Source organism: Promicromonospora sp. NPDC050262 (assembly GCF_040655935.1).
GTDB lineage: Bacteria > Actinomycetota > Actinomycetes > Actinomycetales > Cellulomonadaceae > Promicromonospora.
On the sequence record NZ_JBFAKX010000011.1, the window covers coordinates 145,360 to 164,473 of the forward strand.

Sequence of the window (19,114 nt, forward strand, 5' to 3'; positions counted from 1 at the left end):
TATGCCGGAGCCGCCTCCGGCTCACCCGAGACCGCGGACGCCGACCGACCCGACCTCCATCAGGTGCCCGTCCACCGCGACCAGGTCGCCGGTGACACCCTGCCGGACCACGTCGCCGTCGTGCGGGTCGAGCGTGGTGCCCGGCCCGCCACCGGCCTCGTCCCAGACCACCTCGCCCGTGCCCGCGTCGAGGGCCACCATGCCCCGCGCGACGGTGCCGTTGCCCTCGGCCAGCAGGAGCACGACCTCGCCGTCGGTGAACGACTGGACCACGTAGGCGGTGCCGAAGTAGCCGCCGTCGGCCAGCACGTCGGGGTCCGAGCCGTCCCAGGTCCACCTCTCCTCGCCGGTCGCCAGGTCGAGGCCCCGGACGGTCCCCGCCCCCGTGGTGATCACCGCCGTCTCGCCCACCTGGGCGAGGAACTCCTGCCCGCCGGACTGGAGCGCGATGTCCCAGCGCGCGGTCCCGTCGGCCTCGTGGGCCGACAGGCGACGCCGCGGCTCGTCGATCGCGAGCAGGGTGGCCGGGCCGGCCTCGTCCGTGGACTTCGGGGCGATCACGTACCCGCTCACCTTGCCCCGGGTCGCGCCGTCGGCGTCGTACAAAAGGGTGCGCGTCACGCCGTCCCAGGTCATCCCGAGGTATCCCCCCGAGTCGAGCCGTCCCACCACGCTCGAACCCGGCTCGAGGCGGCTGCCGAGCAGCACCCCGGACGACGTGACGGCGGCCTGGACGCCGCAGCCCTCCACGTTCACGAGGTCGGCCCGGACGCGGGCGCCGAAGGCCTCGGGGGCGAGCTGCCCGCTGAGGTGGATGCGGTTCTCCGAACTCCCCCAGGCCGCGCTGAACGAGCTGGTGCACTGCGCGGCCTCCGTGGGGTGGAACGGCACCGTCACGCTCCAGCGCTCCTCGCCCGTGACGGCGTCCTCGGCGCGGAGCACCAGGTCACGCCCGTCGACGATCTGCCCGTTGCACTCGCCCGACTCGTCGCACCGGACGTCCTCGCCCAGCGACGTCTCGGGCCCGACGCGCCGCGCGCGCAGGACCGTCCCGTCCGGCCCGGTGTGCGGCTGCCCGTACCGGGCGGCGTCGGCAGCGGGGAGCAGGCGCGGGGCCGACGTCTCGCCGCCCGGCCGCACCACGATCACCTCGGTCTCGCGGCCGCGCTCCTGAAGGCACACGAGCGACGGCGTCGTCGGGTCGTCCCACACCGGCGACACCGTGGGGCCGCACTCCGGGCCCGCGCCGAGCTCGACCGTCCAGGACTCCTCGCCCGTGGCCGGGTCAAGCGCGACCAGCTCGCCCTCCGACTCGAACACCAGGTCGCCGCCGAGCACCGCGACGTCGGTCATGCCCTCGCCGAGGTCGACCTTGCCCTGCCAGACCCAGGTCTCGTCGAGCGGCACGGACAGGTCCGCGACCCCACCGGGGGCGTCGCGCATCCGCTCCATCCGGGCGGCGTCACGCGCGCCGTCGACCGCCAGCCCCGTGCCCAGCGCCACCGCGAGCAGGGCCACGAGCGGCGCCGCACGGCGCCACGTGACGACCTGGCCGCCCGACACCGCCGGCCCGCCCGCCGGGGACCCGGCGCCGTCGGCTCCGGCGCCGTCGGCTCCGGCACCGTCCGCACCGGCACCGCGGTCGGGGTTCCCCGGGCCGCCCGTACCGTCCGTCCGGGCGGCGCCGAGCAGCGCGCCCGGGTCGGCCGCGTCGTCGTCGACCAGGTCGAAGACGTACGCAGCGCCCTCGTCCGGGTCGCGCGCCATGCGGCGAGCGTAACGCCGCCCGGTGCCTCAGATCAGCCCCTCGCGGGAGGTCATCCCAGGCCGGCCAGGCCCTCCGGGCCGACCTCCACGACGTGCCCGTCCACGGCGACGGCGGAACCCGCGAGCGGCGCGTCCCAGACCTGCTCGCCCGTGCCGAGGTCGAGCGCCACCAGCAGGCCCGCGCCGGTGCCCTCCTGGCGCATGTGCTCCAGGACCACGGTCTCGCCGTCGGTCAGCACCCGGTAGCGGGCCATGCCCGCCATGTCCCCGCTCTCCCACGACCAGACCTGCTCGCCCGTGTCCCGGGCCAGCCCGACCACCCGGGACCCGCGGTCCGCGACCACCACGTCGCGGCCGACGAGCAGGACACGCTGGCTGTTCATGTCTTTCCAGGCCACCGACCCGTCCTCGCGCACCGCCTCGAACCCGTAGCCGCCCGACCGGGCCGTCACGAACCAGAGGTCGTCGGGAGCGTCGGGGGACACGTTCCCGCCCTGCATCCAGCCGTCCAAGGTGCGCAGGACCTTCCCCGCGCCGTCCACGACGACGGTCCTCATGGGATCGGACTCGACGGCGAAGAGGTCCGGGCCGAGCTCGTTCACCCAGGCGTGCGAGGACAGGCCGGGATCGCCGGCGACGTCGGCATCGGACTCGCCGGCGAGGTCGAGCCGGACGCCCCTCACCGACAGCACGCCCGAGATGCCGCAGCCGTCCACGGTGACGGACTCCGCGCCGGTGAGGACGGTGACCCGGTCGGCGTCGACGCTCCCCTGCTCGAACCCGTCACCCAGCGGCTGGCAGTTGATCACCTCGACCGGCTCGAACTCCAGGGTGCTCGTCCAGCGCTCGGCGCCGGTCGCGGCGTCCTCAGCGGTGACCAGCACGTCGCGCCCCTCGGTGAGGACGGACGGCGTGCAGACGCCCAGGTCGCACACCGCCTCCTCGGCGGCGCTACCGGTCCGGACCACCCGCACCGCCGTGCCGTCCGGCCCGGGGAAGGTCTGCTCGCCGTCCGCCAGGTCCGCCGCCCGGGTCCGCGTACCGCCGTCCGCCGCGACGGTCAGCACCTCGCGCGCGTCCGCCGGGCCCTGCACGCACACCAGCTCGTCGGCCGACACCGACGCGTCGTAGCCGGACGGCCCGCACACGGGGTTCTCGCCCAGGGGCACGCGCCAGGCGACCTCACCCGAACCCGGGTCGACGGCCACGACGTCCTCGAACCCGACCCGGGCGGGTTTCGTGGCCCCGGTGGAGACGTCCACCTGGGCGAAGCCGCGCGTGGTGCCCGGGGGCACCACGAGCAGCCCGTCCATGGTCAGGAGCTGCTGGTCCACGAACGTCTGGTCCCCACCCGGGGCGGCGACGTCGAAGGGCACGGTCCAGGCCTTCGCGAGCGGGTCGTCGAGCGACGCCACCCCGATGGGCGAGGTGCGCATCACCTCGGCCCGCCGGTGGTCGCGCACCAGGTCGACGGCGGTGACGCCCACCACCACGACCGCGACTGCCGCGACGGCGACCAGCCAGGTGCGCCGCGGCACGCGGGGCAGCCGGGGCGCACGACGGCCGGGGGAGCCGTCCTGGTCGGCGTCGCCGTGGTCGGTGCCCGCGTCCGGCCCGTTGTGCTCGACCAGCTCGAAGACGATGGGTTCCTGCTGGTCAGGCCGCGACATGGCCGGATCCTACTCGCGGGTCCCGCGAGTCAGCCGAGCCCCACCACACCCTGCTGGGTGATCTGTGCGACGTAGCCGTCCACGCTGATCACCTGCGTGTAGGGGGTGTCCTGGTCGACCTCCCAGCGCACCGAGCCGTCGCGGACGTCGATCGCGAGCAGCCGCAGCCCCGACGAGTCGCCCGCGGGGTCCGCGGACGCCGGGAACAGCACGGTGTCGCCGTCCGTGTATGCCCCGAAGATCATCGACTCCACGGTCCAGGCCATGCCGTGCGTGGAGAGCACGTCCGCGTCGACGGTCCAGCGCTCCGCGCCGGTGCCGAGGTCGATCCCGTGCACCTCGCCCTCCTCGTCCATGACCACGGCGGTACCGGAGACCCGCGCCAGCACCGCGACGACCGCGAGGTCGGGCACGGTCCAGAGCACCTCCCCGGCGTCCTTCCCGTCGGTGGACACGGCGCTCGTCCGCGAGCCCACGCGGGCCAGCAGCAGCCCCGGGTCCCGGCCGTCGGTGGCCCACGGCACGAGGGCCCGGCCGTCGAGGGTCACGGCGCCGCCGTCCGGGAGGTGCACGGCGTCACGGGCGGCGCCGTCGGCGGCGGGCTCCGCCGCGGGCTGCACCCAGCCGCCGTCGGGCAGGGCCGCGAACGACGCGGTGTCCAGGCCGCCGGCCGGGGCGTCCGCGGGGTCCTCGGGATCGTCGAGCCGCGTGCCGTCGAGCAGGAAGGCCGCGGAGACGCCGCAGCCCTGCACCTCCAGGACGCCGTCGAGCAGGGTCCAGCCCAGGGCTCCGGCGACGTCCAGGTTCGGCGCGTTGTCGTCGTAGGTCACGCAGCTCTCGGGCAGCGGAGCGCCGAACGCGACGGTCTCGCTCCAGCGCTCCGCGCCGGTGGCGGCGTCCTCCCGGCGCACCACCAGGTCGGGCCCCGTGAACCCCTTCGGGAGGTGGGCGGCGCCCATCTTGTCGACCACGACGGGCCGCGGCTCCTGCTCCTCACCCGTGAGCTCGAACGTGATCAGCGTGCCGTCGGCGGCCGGGGCGACCACGGCGCCCTCGTCGAGCTCGCGGCTCGCCGTCGTGCCGTCCGGCCGGATCACGGTCACCTCCTGCGGAGCCTCACCGGAGCTGACGCAGACCAGGGGGTCGGCCGGTTCCGCGGACACCGGTCCGCCCACGCCGAGCCGCCCCGTCGGGCCGCAGTCCGGGTACTGTCCCACGTGCACGGTCCAGCGCACCTCGCCCGTGGCCGGGTCCACGCCGCGGACCTGCTCGTCCCCGACGATCGCGAGGAGGCCCGGCATCTCGACCAGGGTCGCCGAGATCGGGTTCTCCAGGTCGATGGACCACTGCTCGGTGGGCTTCTCCGCCAGGCTCCGCACGCCGCCCGGGGCGGCCAGCAGATCCCGGTGCCGCACCTGGGCGTCGACCAGCACCCCCGCCACGACCGCCAGCACGACGACGACGGCTGTCCCGCCCGCCAGCAGCACCTTGCCCCGGCGGGTGCCCGGCAGCCGCCGCCGCACGGCCGCCCCGCCCCGCCACGCCGTCCGCCCGACGGCGGTGCGGGCACCCGCGAGCGCCACCGTGACCCGTCCGGGCTCCCGGGACGCGGATGCTCCGTCATCATCGGCCGCGGTACCGGACCCGTCGCCCGGGTCGGCGCCGTCCGGACGGACGTCGTCGGGGCGGGCGGTCCTGCCGGACGCGCCCGGGACCTCGTCGATCAGGTCGAAGGTGTGCACCTTCTCGGGGTCGGAGCTCCCGGGCGCGGCGGAGTCGGGCTGGGTGCGTTCGGTCACGCCCCGAGGGTAGTGCCCCGGTCCGTGGCCAGGGCCGACCTCCACGTGACCCGGCCGCCGGTCTGCATCAGCGCGCCCCGGTAGGCGCGCTCGCTGACCAGCACGGCGCCCAGTGTGGCGACCACGAGGACGAGCAGCGACACGACCGGCTCCCACCAGAGCGCGTCGCCGTTGAGCACCCGCACCGGCATCGACACGATGGACGCCGGCGGGATGTACGACAGGACCCGTTCGAGCACGCCGTCGGCCGAGAACGTCACGATGTAGACGCCCATGAGCAGCATCATCAGCGGGGTCGTCGTGTACTGGAGGTCCTCGGTGCGGGACGCGAGCGAGCCCGCGACCGCGTACAGGGCCGCGACGGCGACGAACCCGACGGTGAAGAAGACGACGAACCAGACCATCGTGGCCGTCATCGCGGGCAGGACCGCCGAGAGGTCCGTGAACGAGAGCCCGACGAGCCCGATGGCGGCCAGCAGGAGGTTCTGGGCCAGCGCGATCACGGAGCTGCCGATGATCTTGCCCGCCAGGAGCTGCCGCAGCGGTACGGCGGTCGCGATGATCTCGACCAGCCGGGACTGCTTCTCCTCGATGACGCTGCCCGCGATCATCGCGCCCGAGCCGACCGCGCCCGTGAAGAACAGGAACGCGAGCACGAACCCCGCGAGGAACACGACCTGCGGGTCCACGGGGTTGCCGTCGAGGCGCTGGGTCTCGATCTCGCTGCCCGCCGTGAGCGCCTCGATGGTGGTGCCCGCGCCGGTCGCGCGGTCGGTCATGACCTGGTCGCGCACGGTGGTGCCGAGCAGGCCGGCGAGGTCGCCGTCGGGCTCGCGCCAGCCGGAGAGGGACCAGCCGGTGGCCGCGTCGTCGCCCGTGGCGCCGGTGGCACCGGGGGTCGCCTCGGAGCTGAGCCAGGCGTCGGCGGTCTCGTCCTCGAGGGCGGCCTCGGCGGCGGCCGCGTCGTCGACCCGGACCACGTCGAGCTCGACGTTCTGGTCCGACGCCGCCGCCCCGTCGCGGGCGGACTCGGCGGCCGTCAGGGCGGCGTCGTCCCCGGCCACGACGGCGACGTCGAACGACTCGGTGCGCCCGTCCATGTAGGCGCTGAAGCCGACCAGCCCGCCGATCATCGCGATGGTGACCGCGAGGCCGATCAGGAACCCCTTGTTGAGCGCCCGCACCACGATCTCGCGGGTCGCCACCAGCATCCATGCACTCGTCATGCTCTGTCCTCTCCGCGTGAGTCTGCGGCTCCGCTCCGGGCACGCACCTCGTTCCTCGGTCCCCACCCTGCGCTGCGCCTCCGGCTCACGCTCTGTCCTCTCCGCGTGAGTCTGCGGCTCCGCTCCGGGCACGCACCTCGTTCCTCGGTCCCCACCCTGCGCTGCGCCTCCGGCTCACGCGGTCACCTCGCGGTAGATCTGGGCCAGCGTCGGCCGCACCGGGGAGAACTCCTGGACGGTGCCCCGGTCCAGGGCGGCCGCCAGGAGGCGGCTGGCCGCGGCGTCGTCGTGCACCTCGACCAGGGCGGACGAACCGTCCACGTCGACGGCGAGCACGCCGGGCACTCCGCGCACGAAGCCGGCGTCGCCCGACAGGACCAGCCGGTGCCGGGTGACGCCCTGGGCGCGCAGGCCGTCAGGGGTGCCGTTCGCGAGGAGCCGGCCCCCGCCCAGGATGACGAGCCGCTCGCACAGCCGCTCCACCAGGTCGAGCTGGTGCGAGCTGAACAGCACGGGGACGCCGCGCCGGGTGTGCTCGCGCAGCAGGTCGGCCATCGCGTCGACGGCGGCGGGGTCGAGCCCGCTGAACGGCTCGTCGAGCACGAGCGCCTTGGGCTGCCCCATGACCGCCGCGACGATCTGCACCCGCTGCTGGTTGCCGAGCGACAGCTTCTCCACGTGGTCCTTCGCCCGGCTCGCGAGCCCCAGCCGGTCGAGGTGCTCCAGCACCTCGCGGCGGGCGGCGGGGGCGTCGATGCCGCGCAGCCGCGCCAGGTAGACGAGCTGGTCCAGCACGGGCTGCTTGGGGTAGAGGCCGCGTTCCTCGGGCATGTAGCCGAACTCGCGGCGGTCGTGCCGGGTGACGGGGGAGCCGTCGAACAGCACCTCGCCGCTCGTGATCGCCAGCACGCCCATGATCATCCGCATGGTGGTGGTCTTGCCGGCACCGTTCCCACCGACGAACCCGGTGAGCAGGCCCGACGACGCGGTGAAGCTCACGCCGTCCACCGCCCGCCGGGGTGTGTCGCCCGAGGCGAACACGCGGGTCAGCTCCCGCACCTCCAGATCGCTCATGGCCCTCACGCTAGAGGCCGACGCCGCCCGCGGGATCCACCGAAAGTCGGACCCGCACTCCCCCGCTGGACGGGCCTGGGCGGGCCGGTCCGGATGGTCGTCGGCAAAATGTCAGGAAGTCGGCATTCCGAGGTACCAAACTTGTGACATTCTGCCGACCGCACTCCTTACCCCGACCCCGGCGCGCGGGCATTGACCTGGTATTACAGGTTCCGGTTGCCGTCGTCGTTCTGCCACGTATTGTCCCGTCCGGAACGCCGCTCAGAACAAGGGCGGCCGTGAACTGTTCGAAAGCCCGTCCGCGGAGGAATGTGCAACGCACTCCGCCGGACGAATGGCGGTTCGGCCCACGGGCCGGGACGTCGTGGCACAGGGGCACCGGGCAACATCTGAACCCGCAGGGGGGAGCGAAGCGTGCGCAAGCGTTTGTTCATCACAGGAACGGCCGCGGCCTTGGTGCTGACGGCCGGAATCATGGGTGCCGTCGCCGTGCAGCCGGCCGGCAAGGACCAGAACCGGCTGACGTCGGCAGGGGCCTCGTCGGCCGACAGCCTCCAGGGGCTGCCGCCCATGATGCTGAAGCGTGAGCCCGTGGCAGGGCCCGGCGAGAACGCGACGGTCGACGTGCACGGCAAGCCCGCGCCGCAGAAGAACCCGTTCACGTACACGCCGCCGCCGTCGGCGCAGGAGAACACGCCGGAGAGCACCGAGAAGACCTACGGGCCGCCGACGAGCGACTACACGATCGCGCCGGAGCCGGACACCGGAGCCGGCAACCCCGTCCCGCCGGCCCGGCCGACCACGAAGCCCACGCCGAGGCCGACCGACCCGCCGACGCAGAAGCCGACGCCGCGGCCCACACCCACGCCGACGCCCACGCCGACCCCGACTCCGACTCCCACCCCGGAGCCCACGCCCGAGCCCTCCGACCCACCGTCGCAGGAGCCCACGCCGGAGCCGTCCGTGGAGCCGACGTCGCGCCCGACCCCGGAGCCGTCGCCCACGCCGACCCCGGAGCCCACGCCCGAACCGACCCCGGAGCCCTCGACGGAACCGACGCCGGAACCGTCGACCAGCCCGTCGCCGGAACCCTCGGCGAGCCCTTCCGCGGAATAGGCTGAATAGTCCATTTCCGGCGTTCTTGCCGGACCGAAGAAAGCGCGCGACCCGCTTTCTTCGCCTACCCCGTCATCTGGCCCGGAACACGGACTGTTTCGGGCCAGATGGCGGGGTAGAGGCGCACCTCGCGTCGTTCAGACCAGGCCCGTTCAGACCAGGCCCAGTCGGTGGGCCAGGACCACGGCCTGGACGCGGTCGCGCAGGTGCAGCTTGGACAGCACGTTCGAGACGTGCGTCTTGATCGTTGCCTCGCCGAGGAACAGGGTCGAGGCGATCTCCGCGTTCGACAGCCCGGTGCCCACCAGCTCCAGCACCTCCCGCTCACGCGGGGTGAGGAGGGCGAGCCCCGCGGGCGCCGGCTTCGCCGTCTCGCGCAGGGCACCCATCGTGCCCGACGACGGCCGCTCCCCCGCCACCATCTGCTCGATCACCCGTCGCGTGATCTGCGGGGCCAGCAGCGCGTGCCCGGCCGCCACCGTGCGTACGGCCTCCACGAGGTGCTCCGCGTCCGAGTTCTTCAGCAGGAACCCGGAGGCGCCGGCCGCGAGGCCGTCGAACACGTACTCGTCGTGGTCGAACGTGGTGAGCACGAGCACCTTGGCGAGATCCTCCGCGACGATGCGGCGCGTGGCCTCGATACCGTCCATGACGGGCATCTGCACGTCCATGAGCACGATGTCGGGGCGCAGCTCGCGCGTCAGCTCGATCGCCGTCGCGCCGTCGCCCGCCTCGCCGACCACCTCGAGGTCGTCCTCCACCGAGAGGATGAGGGAGAAGCCCGAACGCACGAGCGCCTGGTCGTCGACCAGCAGCACGCGCGTCATCCGACGGCCTCGGTCCGGGCGGCGGGGAGAACCTCCGACGCGGCGTCCGGCGCGGGCAGCGGCAGCCGCACGCGCACGCGGTACCCGCCGATCGCGCGCGGCCCGATCTCGACCACGCCCCGGTGCGTCGCGACACGCTCCCGGATCCCGAGCTGGCCGAGCCCGGAGCCGGACGTCCCGTGGCGGGGCCGGCCGTCGTCGAGCACCTCCACCTCCGCGTAACCGTGGGCGAACCGCTCGTCCGCCAGTGCCTCCGGGCCGCGGACCACGCGGAGCGTGACTGTCGCGGACCGGGCCGTCGAGTGCTTCCGCACGTTCGCCATCGCCTCCTGGGCGGTTCGGTAGAGGCTCAGCCCCATGGGATCGGGCACGTCGCGGGCCGCGCCGGGCGGTTCCTCGACCTGGCGGTACGTGGTGTCCAAGCCGTCGTCGTCAGCGGCGGCCAGGGCCGGGATGTCGGCCAGCCCCGGTTCCGGCGCGCGGGAGGCGCCGTCCGACCCGGCGGAGGCGCCGCCGTCGGGCACCGAACGCAGGGTGCCCACCAGGTTCCGCATCTGCGTGACGCCCTCGCGCGACTCGCGCTCGATCGTGGCCAGGGCCTCGGCCGCGAGGGCGGGGTCCCGGTCCAGCACGCGGCGCGCGGCGGCCGCCTGGATGCCGATCACGGACACGTGGTGCGCGACGACGTCGTGCAGCTCGCGCGCGATCCGCACCCGCTCGGTGACCACGGCCTGGTCGGTGAGGGCGGCCGCCTGCCGCTCGATCGTGACCGCCTGGTCGGCGAGGATCTCCCGGCGGCGCGCCGCGTTCCACTGCATCTGCCCCGCCAGCACCGCGCCGCCGAAGAACGCGACGTTCATGATGACCTGGTACACCGCGCTGGCGAGGTACGGGTCCACCTGACCGGGCCAGTCGGCCGGCGTCGGATACTCCTCCAGGAGCGTCTCGATGCCCTGCTGCACGGCGAACATCCAGGCGACCCACCCCAGCATCACCATGGTGCACGCGCTGACCACGATGAGCATGGCCCGCCGGTCGCGCGCCCAGGCCACCGCGGTGAACATCGCCACGAAGTACATGATCTGCATCGGCATGAGCATCGTGATGGGCGGGATGGTCAGCCCGAGCGCGAGCCACGCCGCGTACACCAGCACCAGCGAGATCAGGGGGTAGCGGCGGCGCCACGCGAGCGGGACGGTGCTGGCCACACCGAGCACGAAGACCAGCCACAGCGGCACGTCGACGTCCTCGAAGAGGCCCATGCTGTGGCCCAGCTCGATCGAGACCGCCGCGAACACCGCGAAGCCGGCGCCCAGCAGCAGGTCCCGGCGGTAGGCGTCGCGCCCGGCAGGCACCCGCTCCCAGTCGGAGTCGACGCCGAACCAGTCGGCCAGGCGACCGGCGGCGTTCTGGGCGCGGCCGGACGGCGCGGCGGGACCCGTAGCGGGCTGCCGGGCGTCGGCGTCGGGGCGCCGGGGATCCGGCTGAGGTAGGGCAACGGCCATGCCCCCAGCGTAGGAAACCGGGGGCACGACCGCTTCCGCCTTGAGACGGAGACGCGCTCAGCAGACGGTGGACGACCCGTCGCGCGCACCAGGTCTCGCCGCGATCCGAGACGTCTCACCCGCGGCGCGCCGGTCCGGCACGCCGTTTCGCCCCCGCGACCGGCCCCGGCCGGCCGAGAATTGCTGGACACGGCCGGCACGGTGACGCAAGGTGGCAAGCACCGGCTGACGCGACGTGGCGGAGCACCGGCCCGACGAAGGGAAGTCCTCGAATGACGTTCTGGATCTGCAGCACCTGCGGTGTGGAGCACGAGTCCCGGCCCGAGGTGTGCGCCGTCTGCGCCGACGAACGCCAGTGGGTGCCCGCCGACGGGCAGCACTGGACCACGCTGGAGGAGCTCGCGGCCGAGGGACAGAGCATCGCGGTCGAGGAGCTCGAGCCGGACCTGTACGGCCTCACCACGGTGCCCGACGTGGGCATCGGGCCCACCGCGAAGATCGCCCGGACCTCCGCGGGAAACCTCATGTTCGACGTCCCCGGCTACGTGGACGACGCCGCGGTGGACGCCGTGCGCGAGCTCGGCGGGCTGGCGTTCATCGTGGCGAGCCACCCGCACATGTACGGGGTGCAGGTCGAGTGGAGCCGCCGCCTCGGCGGGGTCCCGATCCTGGTCAGCGAGGCCGACGCCGACTGGCTCGCCCGGCCCGACGACGCCGTCGAGCTGTGGAAGGGCGACCGCGAGATCCTGCCCGGCGTGACGCTGAGCCAGCCGGGCGGCCACTTCCCGGGATCCGCGGTGGCGCACTGGGCCTCGGGCGCCGGGGGCAAGGGGGTGCTGCTGAGCGGCGACACCATCTTCGCCAACCCCGACCGCACGTCGGTGTCCTTCATGCGCAGCTACCCGAACCGGCTCCCGCTGTCTGGTCCGGTCGTGCGGCGCGTGGCGCACCACGTGGCGCGGTTCGAGTTCGACCGGCTCTACAACAACTTCCGGGGCGTCATCCCGGTCGACGCCCGCGAGATCGTGCTGCGCTCGGCGGACCGCCACGCGGCCTGGACGAACGGCGACTTCGACCACCTGACGTGACCGTGGACGTGCCCGACGGACAGGTCACCGGAGTGACCTGTCCGTCGGACACATCGGCCGCGGGTCAGCAGCAGCGGGCGCCCGGGTTCGCGTCCTGGGCCGCGTACCGGTCCCGCCAGAACTCACCGACGGTCGGCACCGCGGCCTCCGGGTGGGCGCGGCGCAGGTGCGCCACGTACCGCTGGTAGTCGCTCTCGCCCAGCACCCCGGTGACGTACCAGGTCAGGGCGCGCCAGCCCCGGCGCACGACGTCGAACGGCCCGGGGGTCCGTGCCACGAGCGCACTCATGCGTGCGTCCCCGTCCTGATCTTGTCCGGGTTGGCCTCGTAGTAGGCGGTCCACTGGGCCGCCACCTCCTTCTCGGCATCGGTCGTGACGAGACCCGACGGGGCGAAGGTGGCCGACTCGGCGTCGGGCTCCTCCGTCGTCGGCAGACCGCCCGCGCGGATCGCCTTGACGCAGACCCACAGCGCCACGAGCGCGACGATCAGCACGAGCAGCGCGAACACGATCGACAGGGTGCCCTGCAGGAACGTGTTGCGGATGACGGCGTCCATCGCCGCGGGGTCGGTGGCGGTGCCGAACGACGTCTCGCCGGCGTCCCGCGCCTCGCGGAACGCGTTGTGCTGCGCCCAGTACCCCAGGCTCGGCTCGGGCGAGAAGATCTTCTGGTACGACGCCGTCATGGTCACCGCGAGGTCCCACACCAGCGGGACCGCCGGGATCCACGCCCACTTGAGGTAGCCCTTCTTGACCACGACCACCGTGACCAGGGCGAGCGCCATCGCGGCGAGGAGCTGGTTGGCGATGCCGAACAGCGGGAACAGCGTGTTGATGCCACCCAGCGGGTCGGTCACGCCCATCAGCAGGATGGCGCCCCACAGGCCGCACACGACGATCGAGCAGATCCACGCGCCCACGCGCCACGACGGGTCGCGGAACTTCTTGAGCGGACCGCCGAGGTTGCCGAGCGTGTCGGACAGCATGAAGCGGGCGACGCGCGTGCCGGCGTCGACCGTGGTGAGGATGAACAGCGCCTCGAACATGATCGCGAAGTGGTACCAGAACGCCGTCATCGCGGAGCCACCGAGGAACGAGCCCAGGATCTGGGACATGCCGAAGGCGAGGGTCGGCGCGCCGCCGGTGCGCGAGACGATCGACTCCTCGCCCACCGAGTCCGCGGCGCCCTGGATGTCGGCCGCCGTGGCGGGCGGGCCGGCGAGGCCGAGCCCGTTCACGTAGTCCGCCGCCGTGCCGGGCTCGCCGCCCGTGAGCGTGGCCGGGGCGTTCATCGTGAAGTACAGGTGCTGGTCGATCGAGATGGCCGTGACCAGCGCCATGATGGCCACGAACGACTCGGTGAGCATGCCGCCGTAGCCGATGAGCCGCAGCTGGCTCTCCTTCTCGACCAGCTTGGGGCTGGTGCCGGACGAGATCAGCGCGTGGAACCCGGACAGCGCACCGCAGGCGATGGTGATGAACAGGAACGGGAACAGCGACCCCGCGAACGCCGGGCCGTTGCCCTCGATGGCGAAGCTCGACACGGCGGGGGCCTGCACGGCGGGCTGGGCGACGATGACGCCCACGGCCAGCAGGACGATCGTGCCCACCTTCATGAACGTCGACAGGTAGTCGCGCGGCGCGAGCAGCAGCCAGACGGGCAGCACCGAGGCGAGGAACCCGTAGCCGACGATGAGCCAGGCGACGGTCACCTTGTCGAGCGTGAACGTCTCGGCACCCCAGGTGGTGTCCGCCACCCAGCCGCCCGCGACGATCGCGAGCACCAGCAGCACCACGCCGATGACCGACACCTCGGACACCCGTCCCGGACGGATGTACCGCAGGTAGACGCCCATGAAGAGGGCGATCGGGATGGTCATGCCCACCGAGAACACCCCCCACGGCGACTCGGCCAGGGCGTTGACCACCACGAGGGCGAGGACGGCCAGGATGATGATCATGATGACGAACACGCCGATCAGGCCGGCGGCGCCGCCGACCGAGCCCATCTCGTCGCGGATCATCTGGCCGAGCGAGCGGCCGCGGCGGCGGGTCGACAGCCACAGGACGAGGTAGTCCTGCACGCAGCCGGCCAGCACGGCGCCGATGATGATCCACAGGGTGCCCGGCAGGTAGCCCATCTGGGCGGCGAGCACGGGGCCGACCAGCGGGCCGGCGCCCGCGATGGCCGCGAAATGGTGGCCGAACAGGACGCGGCGGTCGGTCGGGGCGTAGTCGCGGCCGTTCTCGTGCTCCTCGCCCGGCGTCGCGCGGTCGTCCCGCGGGCGGACGACCTTGTACTCGATCAGGCGGGCGTAGAAGCGGTAGGCGATGACGTAGGTGCCCACCGCGGCGACCACGAAGTACGCGCCGTTGACCGACTCGCCGCGCACGAACGCGACCAGTGCCCACGCGATGGCGGTGACGAGCCCGATCGCGGCGAAGATGAGCTTCTTGCTGGTGGTCATGGGTCTGCGGTCGATGACCGCGACCGGGGGAAGATCCGGATTGTTCCGAACGAGCTCAACGTGCTCGGGTGAGCGCACGACGGCCTCCTTGCCGGGGTGGCCGGCCCGTGGCGGGCCGGATGCTGGGTGAATCCTGACTACCCGCAGACTCTAGTTCTCCGGTAACACGAGAAACCAGGCCCGATCCCCGGGACTCGACGTGTCAGACGTACAGATCCCTCCCGTGACCTGTACATCTGACACGTGAGGTGTGGGAGTCTCGTCCCCGTGACCCTCACCCTGCCCGCGCCGCTGGCCGGCCCGGCACGCCTCACGGCCGCCTTCCTCGTGTCGGCGTCCGCGATCCTGCTGTTCGCGATCCACGTCCGGCCGATCGCGTACCTGCCGCTGGTGCTGGGTATCGCGATGGGCCTGTGGGCCGACCGGGCGCTGGGCCGCGACCTGGCGCTGATCGGCGTGGGCATGGGGATCATCTCGCTGATCTCGCTGAAGGCCGACCTGTCCGACGCCGGGATGCTGCGCTTCACGCTCGCGCTCGGCGGGTCGGTGCTCGTGCCGTGGGCGCTTTCCCGGTTCGTGTTCAAGCAGGACACGATCCGTTTCCCCGTGGCGACCGGGCAGCGCTGGACCCGCGGACAGTGGATCTACCTCGCCCTCGTGGTGATCATCGGATACCTCCTGCTGCCGTTCTACTTCCTGGGGTCCGGCGCGTACCTGAACTGGCCCGACCTGGACGGGACGCAGGACATCTGGCGGCTGTTCGTGGGCGTGAACGCCGTGGGCATCTGGGACGAGCTGTTCTTCATCTGCGTCGTGTTCGCCCTGTACTGCAAGCACTTCCCGATGTGGGTGGCCAACGTGCTGCAGTCGATGATCTTCGTGTCGTTCCTGTGGGAGCTCGGCTACCGCGAGTGGGGGCCGCTGCTCACCGTGCCGTTCGCCCTGGTCCAGGGCTGGATCTTCGCGAAGTTCAAGTCGCTCAGCTATGTGGTGGCGGTGCACCTGCTGTTCGACGCCGTGGTGTTCGCCGTCCTGGTGCACGGGCACCACCCGGAACTGTTCGACATCTTCGTCACGGCGCCCTGACCGGGGGCGGCGCGCCCCGAGGGCGCGCCCGCCGTCACACCTAGTTCGTCTGGTCGTTCGTGGAGCCCGGCCCGCCGACGGCGGCCAGCAGGTCGCGGACGTCCTCGACCTCGACCCGGATCGCGTCCGCCTCGGACTGCGCCAGTGCCACGGCATCGGCGTCCGTGCCGCCCTCGATCTCCTTGTCGGCCGGCTGCAGCCCGCCGTAGTGGTGCTCGACCAGCGCGGCCAGCAGCGCGATGTCGAACTCCGAGCCCTTCAGACCGGCCATGGCGTCGATCTGCTCGTCGGTGAGCATGCCGTGGTTGCCGCCCTCGTGGGAGTGCGCGGTGGCGCCGGCCCGGGGACCGCTGCCGTCGTCGGGCACCTCGGTCGTCAGGCCGCCCTCGGCGAGCGCGAGCGCCTCCCGGCCCGCGGCGGGCACCGGGATGTCCCGCGCCTCCAGCCAGGCGGCGAGCTCGTCGACCCGGCCTGCCGACGCCTCGCCGACCTCCACGGCCAGGGCGAGCACGTCGTCGTCGGTGGAGCGTCCCGGCGCGAGGGCCGCGAGCTGCACGGCCTGGGCGTTGTGCTCGATCGCCACGGCGGCGTAGCCGGAGTCGGCCTCCGAGTACCCGGCCGCCTCCTGCTTGGCCGGGACCAGCACGCCGAGCCAGAGCAGCAGCGCCAGCACCACCGCGAGGCCGCCGGCAAGGACGGCGCCCATGATCCGCAGTCGCCGTCCGAGCCCGTAGGCGGACGTCGCGGTCGTGGGCTCGTGCTCAGGCACCTCGCCCGACGGCGGGGTGGCCTCCTCGGTCGTCGAGTCCTGGGGCGTCATGTCCGGGAGGTTCCCACACAAAGCACCGTCCGCGCCATCACGGAAAACCCTGATGCGGTGTGCTCGGCGCCATGGGGTGACCAGGTACTCCTCTTCGAGGCCGGGGTTTCTCCGCTTTGCGGCCGCTCAAAGCGAAGCAACCCCGGCCTCGAAGAAGATGCCGAGGCCCACCGGCAGCGGACTGCCGATGGGCCTCGGGTGTCAGACGTCGTAGGACGCTCGGAACGGGTCAGTGCCCGAACGGCTCCTGCATCTGCGGGTTGAGCGACTTCTGCTTGACCCGCTCGGCCCGGCCGTCGATCGAGTCGTCGATGTCGAACGTGTCGAAACCGATGCCGAGGTCGTTCGAGTACGCGTAGCCGTTGTAGTAGTACGTGGACCACGTACCGCCGCTGCTCACGCCCTCGCCACGGTCGAACCAGGCGAGCTCACGCGGGTTGTCCGAGTCCGTGAAGTCGTACACCGAGACGCCACCCTGGTACCAGGACTGGACCATGATGTCCTTGCCCTTGACCGGGATCAGCGAGCCGTTGTGCGCCACGCAGTTCTCGTTGGCGGTGTTGATCCGGGGGATCTTGTAGTACGACGCGAACTCGAGCTCCTTCTTGCCGTGACGCCCGCGCTCGATGTCGTAGATGCCGTTGGCGCCCAGCTCGGGCGCGTAGGCACCGGTGCAAGTGGCGAGACCGCCGCCGCCGAGCTCGTCGGTGAAGACGACCTTGGTCGCGTCGTTGTTGAAGGTGGCCGAGTGCCAGAACGCGAAGTTCTCCGTGTCGCGCACCTGGCTGATCACGCGGGGACGCTCACGGTCCTTGATGTCCAGCAGGATGCCGTCACCCATGCACGCACCGGCGGCCAGGTCGTACTTGGCGTAGGTGGTGATGTCGTGGCAGCCGCTCGTGGTGGAGGCGCTGCGGCTGGGGTCACCCTCGTAGCCGCCGTCCGGGAACAGCACGGGCGTGGAGACGAGCTTCGCGGCCGTCGGGTGCTTCACCGGGATCTTCACGATCGAGATGAAGTCGTGCGGCGGCTGGCAGTCCGGGAACGTCGCGTTGGGCGAGTAGGACGACACGTAGGCGTAGAGGTCCTTGCCGTTCTTGGACGGCGCGAGCGAGTGCGTATGCGAACCGCACTCGGTCTCGACCGACTTGATGTACTCCGGGGCGAGCGGGTTCGAGATGTCCCAGATCTTGATGCCCTCCCAGGCCGCCTTCTCGGTGGCAGGGAGCGACGTCGAGGCACACGAGTCGTCGCTGCGCGACGAGTCCGTGGACAGCACCAGGATGTCCTTGTAGACCGAGATGTCGTTCTGCGAGCCCGGGCAGTAGACCTGCACGACCTGCTCCGGGTTCTCCTTGTCGGAGAGGTCGTACACGGTGAAGCCGTCGTAGTTGCCGGCGAACGCGTACTTGCCCTGGAACGCGATGTCCGAGCCGGTGCCCTGGAGGGCGCCGTTCTTGGGCTGGTTGCTCAGGTGGGTCATGTTCTCGGACGCGGACTCGCCCGGGGGTACGTCCGGAGCTGCGACGTCCGCGGCAACAGGCGCCGCGAAGGCCGTAGCCGCGATCATCGCGGCCAGGGCGGCGCCGGCGGCGCCCCGCACACGAGGTCGGGTAAAGGTTGGACGACGCACGGGCGTCACACCTCCTAGGTCGGTTGAGGGCAGTGTTGCTCACAGGGACCTCTCAGGACCAGGAGTTTCGGGATCTTTAACATGGTGGTGACAAACCGTCACCTAGTGCTGCGGAAGCGACATCCGCCGATGGTGTTCCCACGTCACAGCACCTTGATAGATTCCGGCGTCAGCGTCGTCCATGGTTTGTCGCGACCCGGAGCAGGGGAGCCGATGACCGCTCGATGACGCGGACTTCAGCCCGTACGAGAGGATCGCCCGTGAAGACGCTGACAGGTGCCGGACGACGAGCCCGTGCCCGGACGGCAGTGATCGGCCTGGCCGTGCTCGCGCCGACCCTCGTGCTGTCGGCCTGCGGCCCGGACGAGGAGCCGGAGGCGGTCTCGACGCCGAGCTCGGTGGTCGTGCAGCCGGGCAAGCCGGGGGAGCCGGCGCAGACCATCGCGCCCGAGGACTACGAGGGAGCGCCGAACACGGCGGCGCCCTTCTCGAAGGCGGACGCCGAGTTCCTGACCGACATGATCTGGCACCACGGGCAGGCGATCGAGATGTCGGTGCTCGCGCCGGAGCGTGCCGAGTCCGAGCAGCTCAAGACGTTCGCGAGCCGGATCGACGTCGTGCAGGCCAGCGAGATCGACCTCATGTCCGGCTGGCTGGAGGAGAACGACTACCCCGTGCCCGTGACCGCGGAGGGCGGTGACGGCTCGGGTCCGCGAGCGCCGGGGCACGGGCACGACGCCGACATGCCCGGCATGCTGACCGACGCCGAGATGGCGAAGATCGAGGACGCGTCCGGGACGGAGTTCGACCGGCTGTACCTGGAGGGCATGATCAAGCACCACGAGGGTGCGCTCGCCATGTGCAAGGACGTCGCCGGAGCGGGCAGCGAGGAGCGGGTGCTGGAGCTGGCGAACAACATCGCCGCGGACCAGATGGCGGAGATCGATCGCCTGGACCAGATGCTCGCCGACCTGTGACAGCCGGCCACTGACATGAGGATCGCCGGGAACGGAGCAGGTGCTCCGTTCCCGGCG

15 protein-coding genes are annotated in these 19,114 nt (G+C 72.3%); 4 read left to right on the top strand and 11 right to left on the bottom strand.

The genetic code is table 11. The annotated features are described in order from the left end of the window. Window positions 1–21: 21 nt before the first annotated feature. The 5 genes from AB0I29_RS17685 to AB0I29_RS17705 form a co-directional block, all read right to left on the bottom strand. Window positions 22–1,767, bottom strand: coding sequence for a PQQ-binding-like beta-propeller repeat protein (locus AB0I29_RS17685; protein ID WP_285101753.1), 1,746 nt, complete (start codon window positions 1,765–1,767; stop codon window positions 22–24). A 50-nt stretch (window positions 1,768–1,817) separates the two neighbouring features. Beyond that, the gene (locus tag AB0I29_RS17690; RefSeq protein ID WP_357483739.1) at window positions 1,818–3,437 is read right to left on the bottom strand and encodes a PQQ-binding-like beta-propeller repeat protein; all 1,620 of its coding nucleotides are present in this window, start codon (window positions 3,435–3,437) and stop codon (window positions 1,818–1,820) included. Window positions 3,438–3,466: 29 nt separating this feature from the next. Next, a complete protein-coding gene (locus tag AB0I29_RS17695; RefSeq protein ID WP_357483742.1) occupies window positions 3,467–5,236 on the bottom strand; it encodes a PQQ-binding-like beta-propeller repeat protein in 1,770 nt (589 codons plus the stop codon). Beyond that, window positions 5,233–6,462 carry an ABC transporter permease gene (locus AB0I29_RS17700; RefSeq protein WP_357483745.1) on the bottom strand — a complete coding sequence of 410 codons (1,230 nt, stop codon included), beginning with the start codon at window positions 6,460–6,462 and terminating at the stop codon, window positions 5,233–5,235. The genes AB0I29_RS17695 and AB0I29_RS17700 overlap by 4 nt, the downstream gene beginning before the upstream one ends. A 174-nt stretch (window positions 6,463–6,636) precedes the next feature. Further along, complete coding sequence (locus AB0I29_RS17705; protein ID WP_285101747.1) at window positions 6,637–7,536, bottom strand: ATP-binding cassette domain-containing protein; 900 nt, start codon at window positions 7,534–7,536, stop codon at window positions 6,637–6,639. A 414-nt stretch (window positions 7,537–7,950) separates the two neighbouring features. Between AB0I29_RS17705 and AB0I29_RS17710 the strand changes: the two genes are divergently transcribed. Then, window positions 7,951–8,652 (top strand): hypothetical protein, encoded by a 702-nt coding sequence (locus AB0I29_RS17710; protein WP_357483750.1) that lies wholly within the window; start codon window positions 7,951–7,953, stop codon window positions 8,650–8,652. A gap of 152 nt (window positions 8,653–8,804) precedes the next feature. Here AB0I29_RS17710 and AB0I29_RS17715 read toward each other — a convergent pair whose 3' ends face one another. Together AB0I29_RS17715 and AB0I29_RS17720 are read right to left on the bottom strand one after the other, a co-directional pair. Continuing rightward, window positions 8,805–9,479: a response regulator transcription factor gene (locus tag AB0I29_RS17715; RefSeq protein WP_357483753.1), complete on the bottom strand. Its 675-nt coding sequence runs from the start codon at window positions 9,477–9,479 to the stop codon at window positions 8,805–8,807. Beyond that, complete coding sequence (locus tag AB0I29_RS17720) at window positions 9,476–10,984, bottom strand: histidine kinase (RefSeq protein ID WP_285101743.1); 1,509 nt, start codon at window positions 10,982–10,984, stop codon at window positions 9,476–9,478. The genes AB0I29_RS17715 and AB0I29_RS17720 overlap by 4 nt, the downstream gene beginning before the upstream one ends. Before the next feature lie 272 nt (window positions 10,985–11,256). Here AB0I29_RS17720 and AB0I29_RS17725 point away from each other — a divergent pair, with 272 nt between their 5' ends. Then, on the top strand, window positions 11,257–12,072 hold the full coding sequence (locus tag AB0I29_RS17725; RefSeq protein ID WP_285101742.1) for a hydrolase: 816 nt from the start codon (window positions 11,257–11,259) through the stop codon (window positions 12,070–12,072). A gap of 64 nt (window positions 12,073–12,136) precedes the next feature. Here AB0I29_RS17725 and AB0I29_RS17730 read toward each other — a convergent pair whose 3' ends face one another. Together AB0I29_RS17730 and AB0I29_RS17735 are read right to left on the bottom strand one after the other, a co-directional pair. Continuing rightward, on the bottom strand, window positions 12,137–12,361 hold the full coding sequence (locus AB0I29_RS17730) for a YbdD/YjiX family protein (protein ID WP_357483757.1): 225 nt from the start codon (window positions 12,359–12,361) through the stop codon (window positions 12,137–12,139). Further along, complete coding sequence (locus tag AB0I29_RS17735; protein WP_357483760.1) at window positions 12,358–14,541, bottom strand: carbon starvation CstA family protein; 2,184 nt, start codon at window positions 14,539–14,541, stop codon at window positions 12,358–12,360. Before AB0I29_RS17735 ends, AB0I29_RS17730 begins: the two co-directional genes overlap by 4 nt. Before the next feature lie 267 nt (window positions 14,542–14,808). Here AB0I29_RS17735 and AB0I29_RS17740 point away from each other — a divergent pair, with 267 nt between their 5' ends. After that, complete coding sequence (locus AB0I29_RS17740) at window positions 14,809–15,627, top strand: CPBP family intramembrane glutamic endopeptidase (protein WP_357483763.1); 819 nt, start codon at window positions 14,809–14,811, stop codon at window positions 15,625–15,627. 40 nt (window positions 15,628–15,667) lie between these two features. Here the strand turns inward: AB0I29_RS17740 and AB0I29_RS17745 are convergent, their stop codons facing one another. Continuing rightward, window positions 15,668–16,447, bottom strand: a complete 780-nt coding sequence (locus AB0I29_RS17745) for a DUF305 domain-containing protein (protein WP_357483766.1) — start codon at window positions 16,445–16,447, stop codon at window positions 15,668–15,670. 229 nt (window positions 16,448–16,676) lie between these two features. Beyond that, the gene (locus tag AB0I29_RS17750) at window positions 16,677–18,050 is read right to left on the bottom strand and encodes a hypothetical protein (RefSeq protein WP_357483769.1); all 1,374 of its coding nucleotides are present in this window, start codon (window positions 18,048–18,050) and stop codon (window positions 16,677–16,679) included. Window positions 18,051–18,340: 290 nt separating this feature from the next. Here AB0I29_RS17750 and AB0I29_RS17755 point away from each other — a divergent pair, with 290 nt between their 5' ends. Next, on the top strand, window positions 18,341–19,057 hold the full coding sequence (locus AB0I29_RS17755) for a DUF305 domain-containing protein (RefSeq protein ID WP_357483772.1): 717 nt from the start codon (window positions 18,341–18,343) through the stop codon (window positions 19,055–19,057). Window positions 19,058–19,114: the final 57 nt, after the last annotated feature.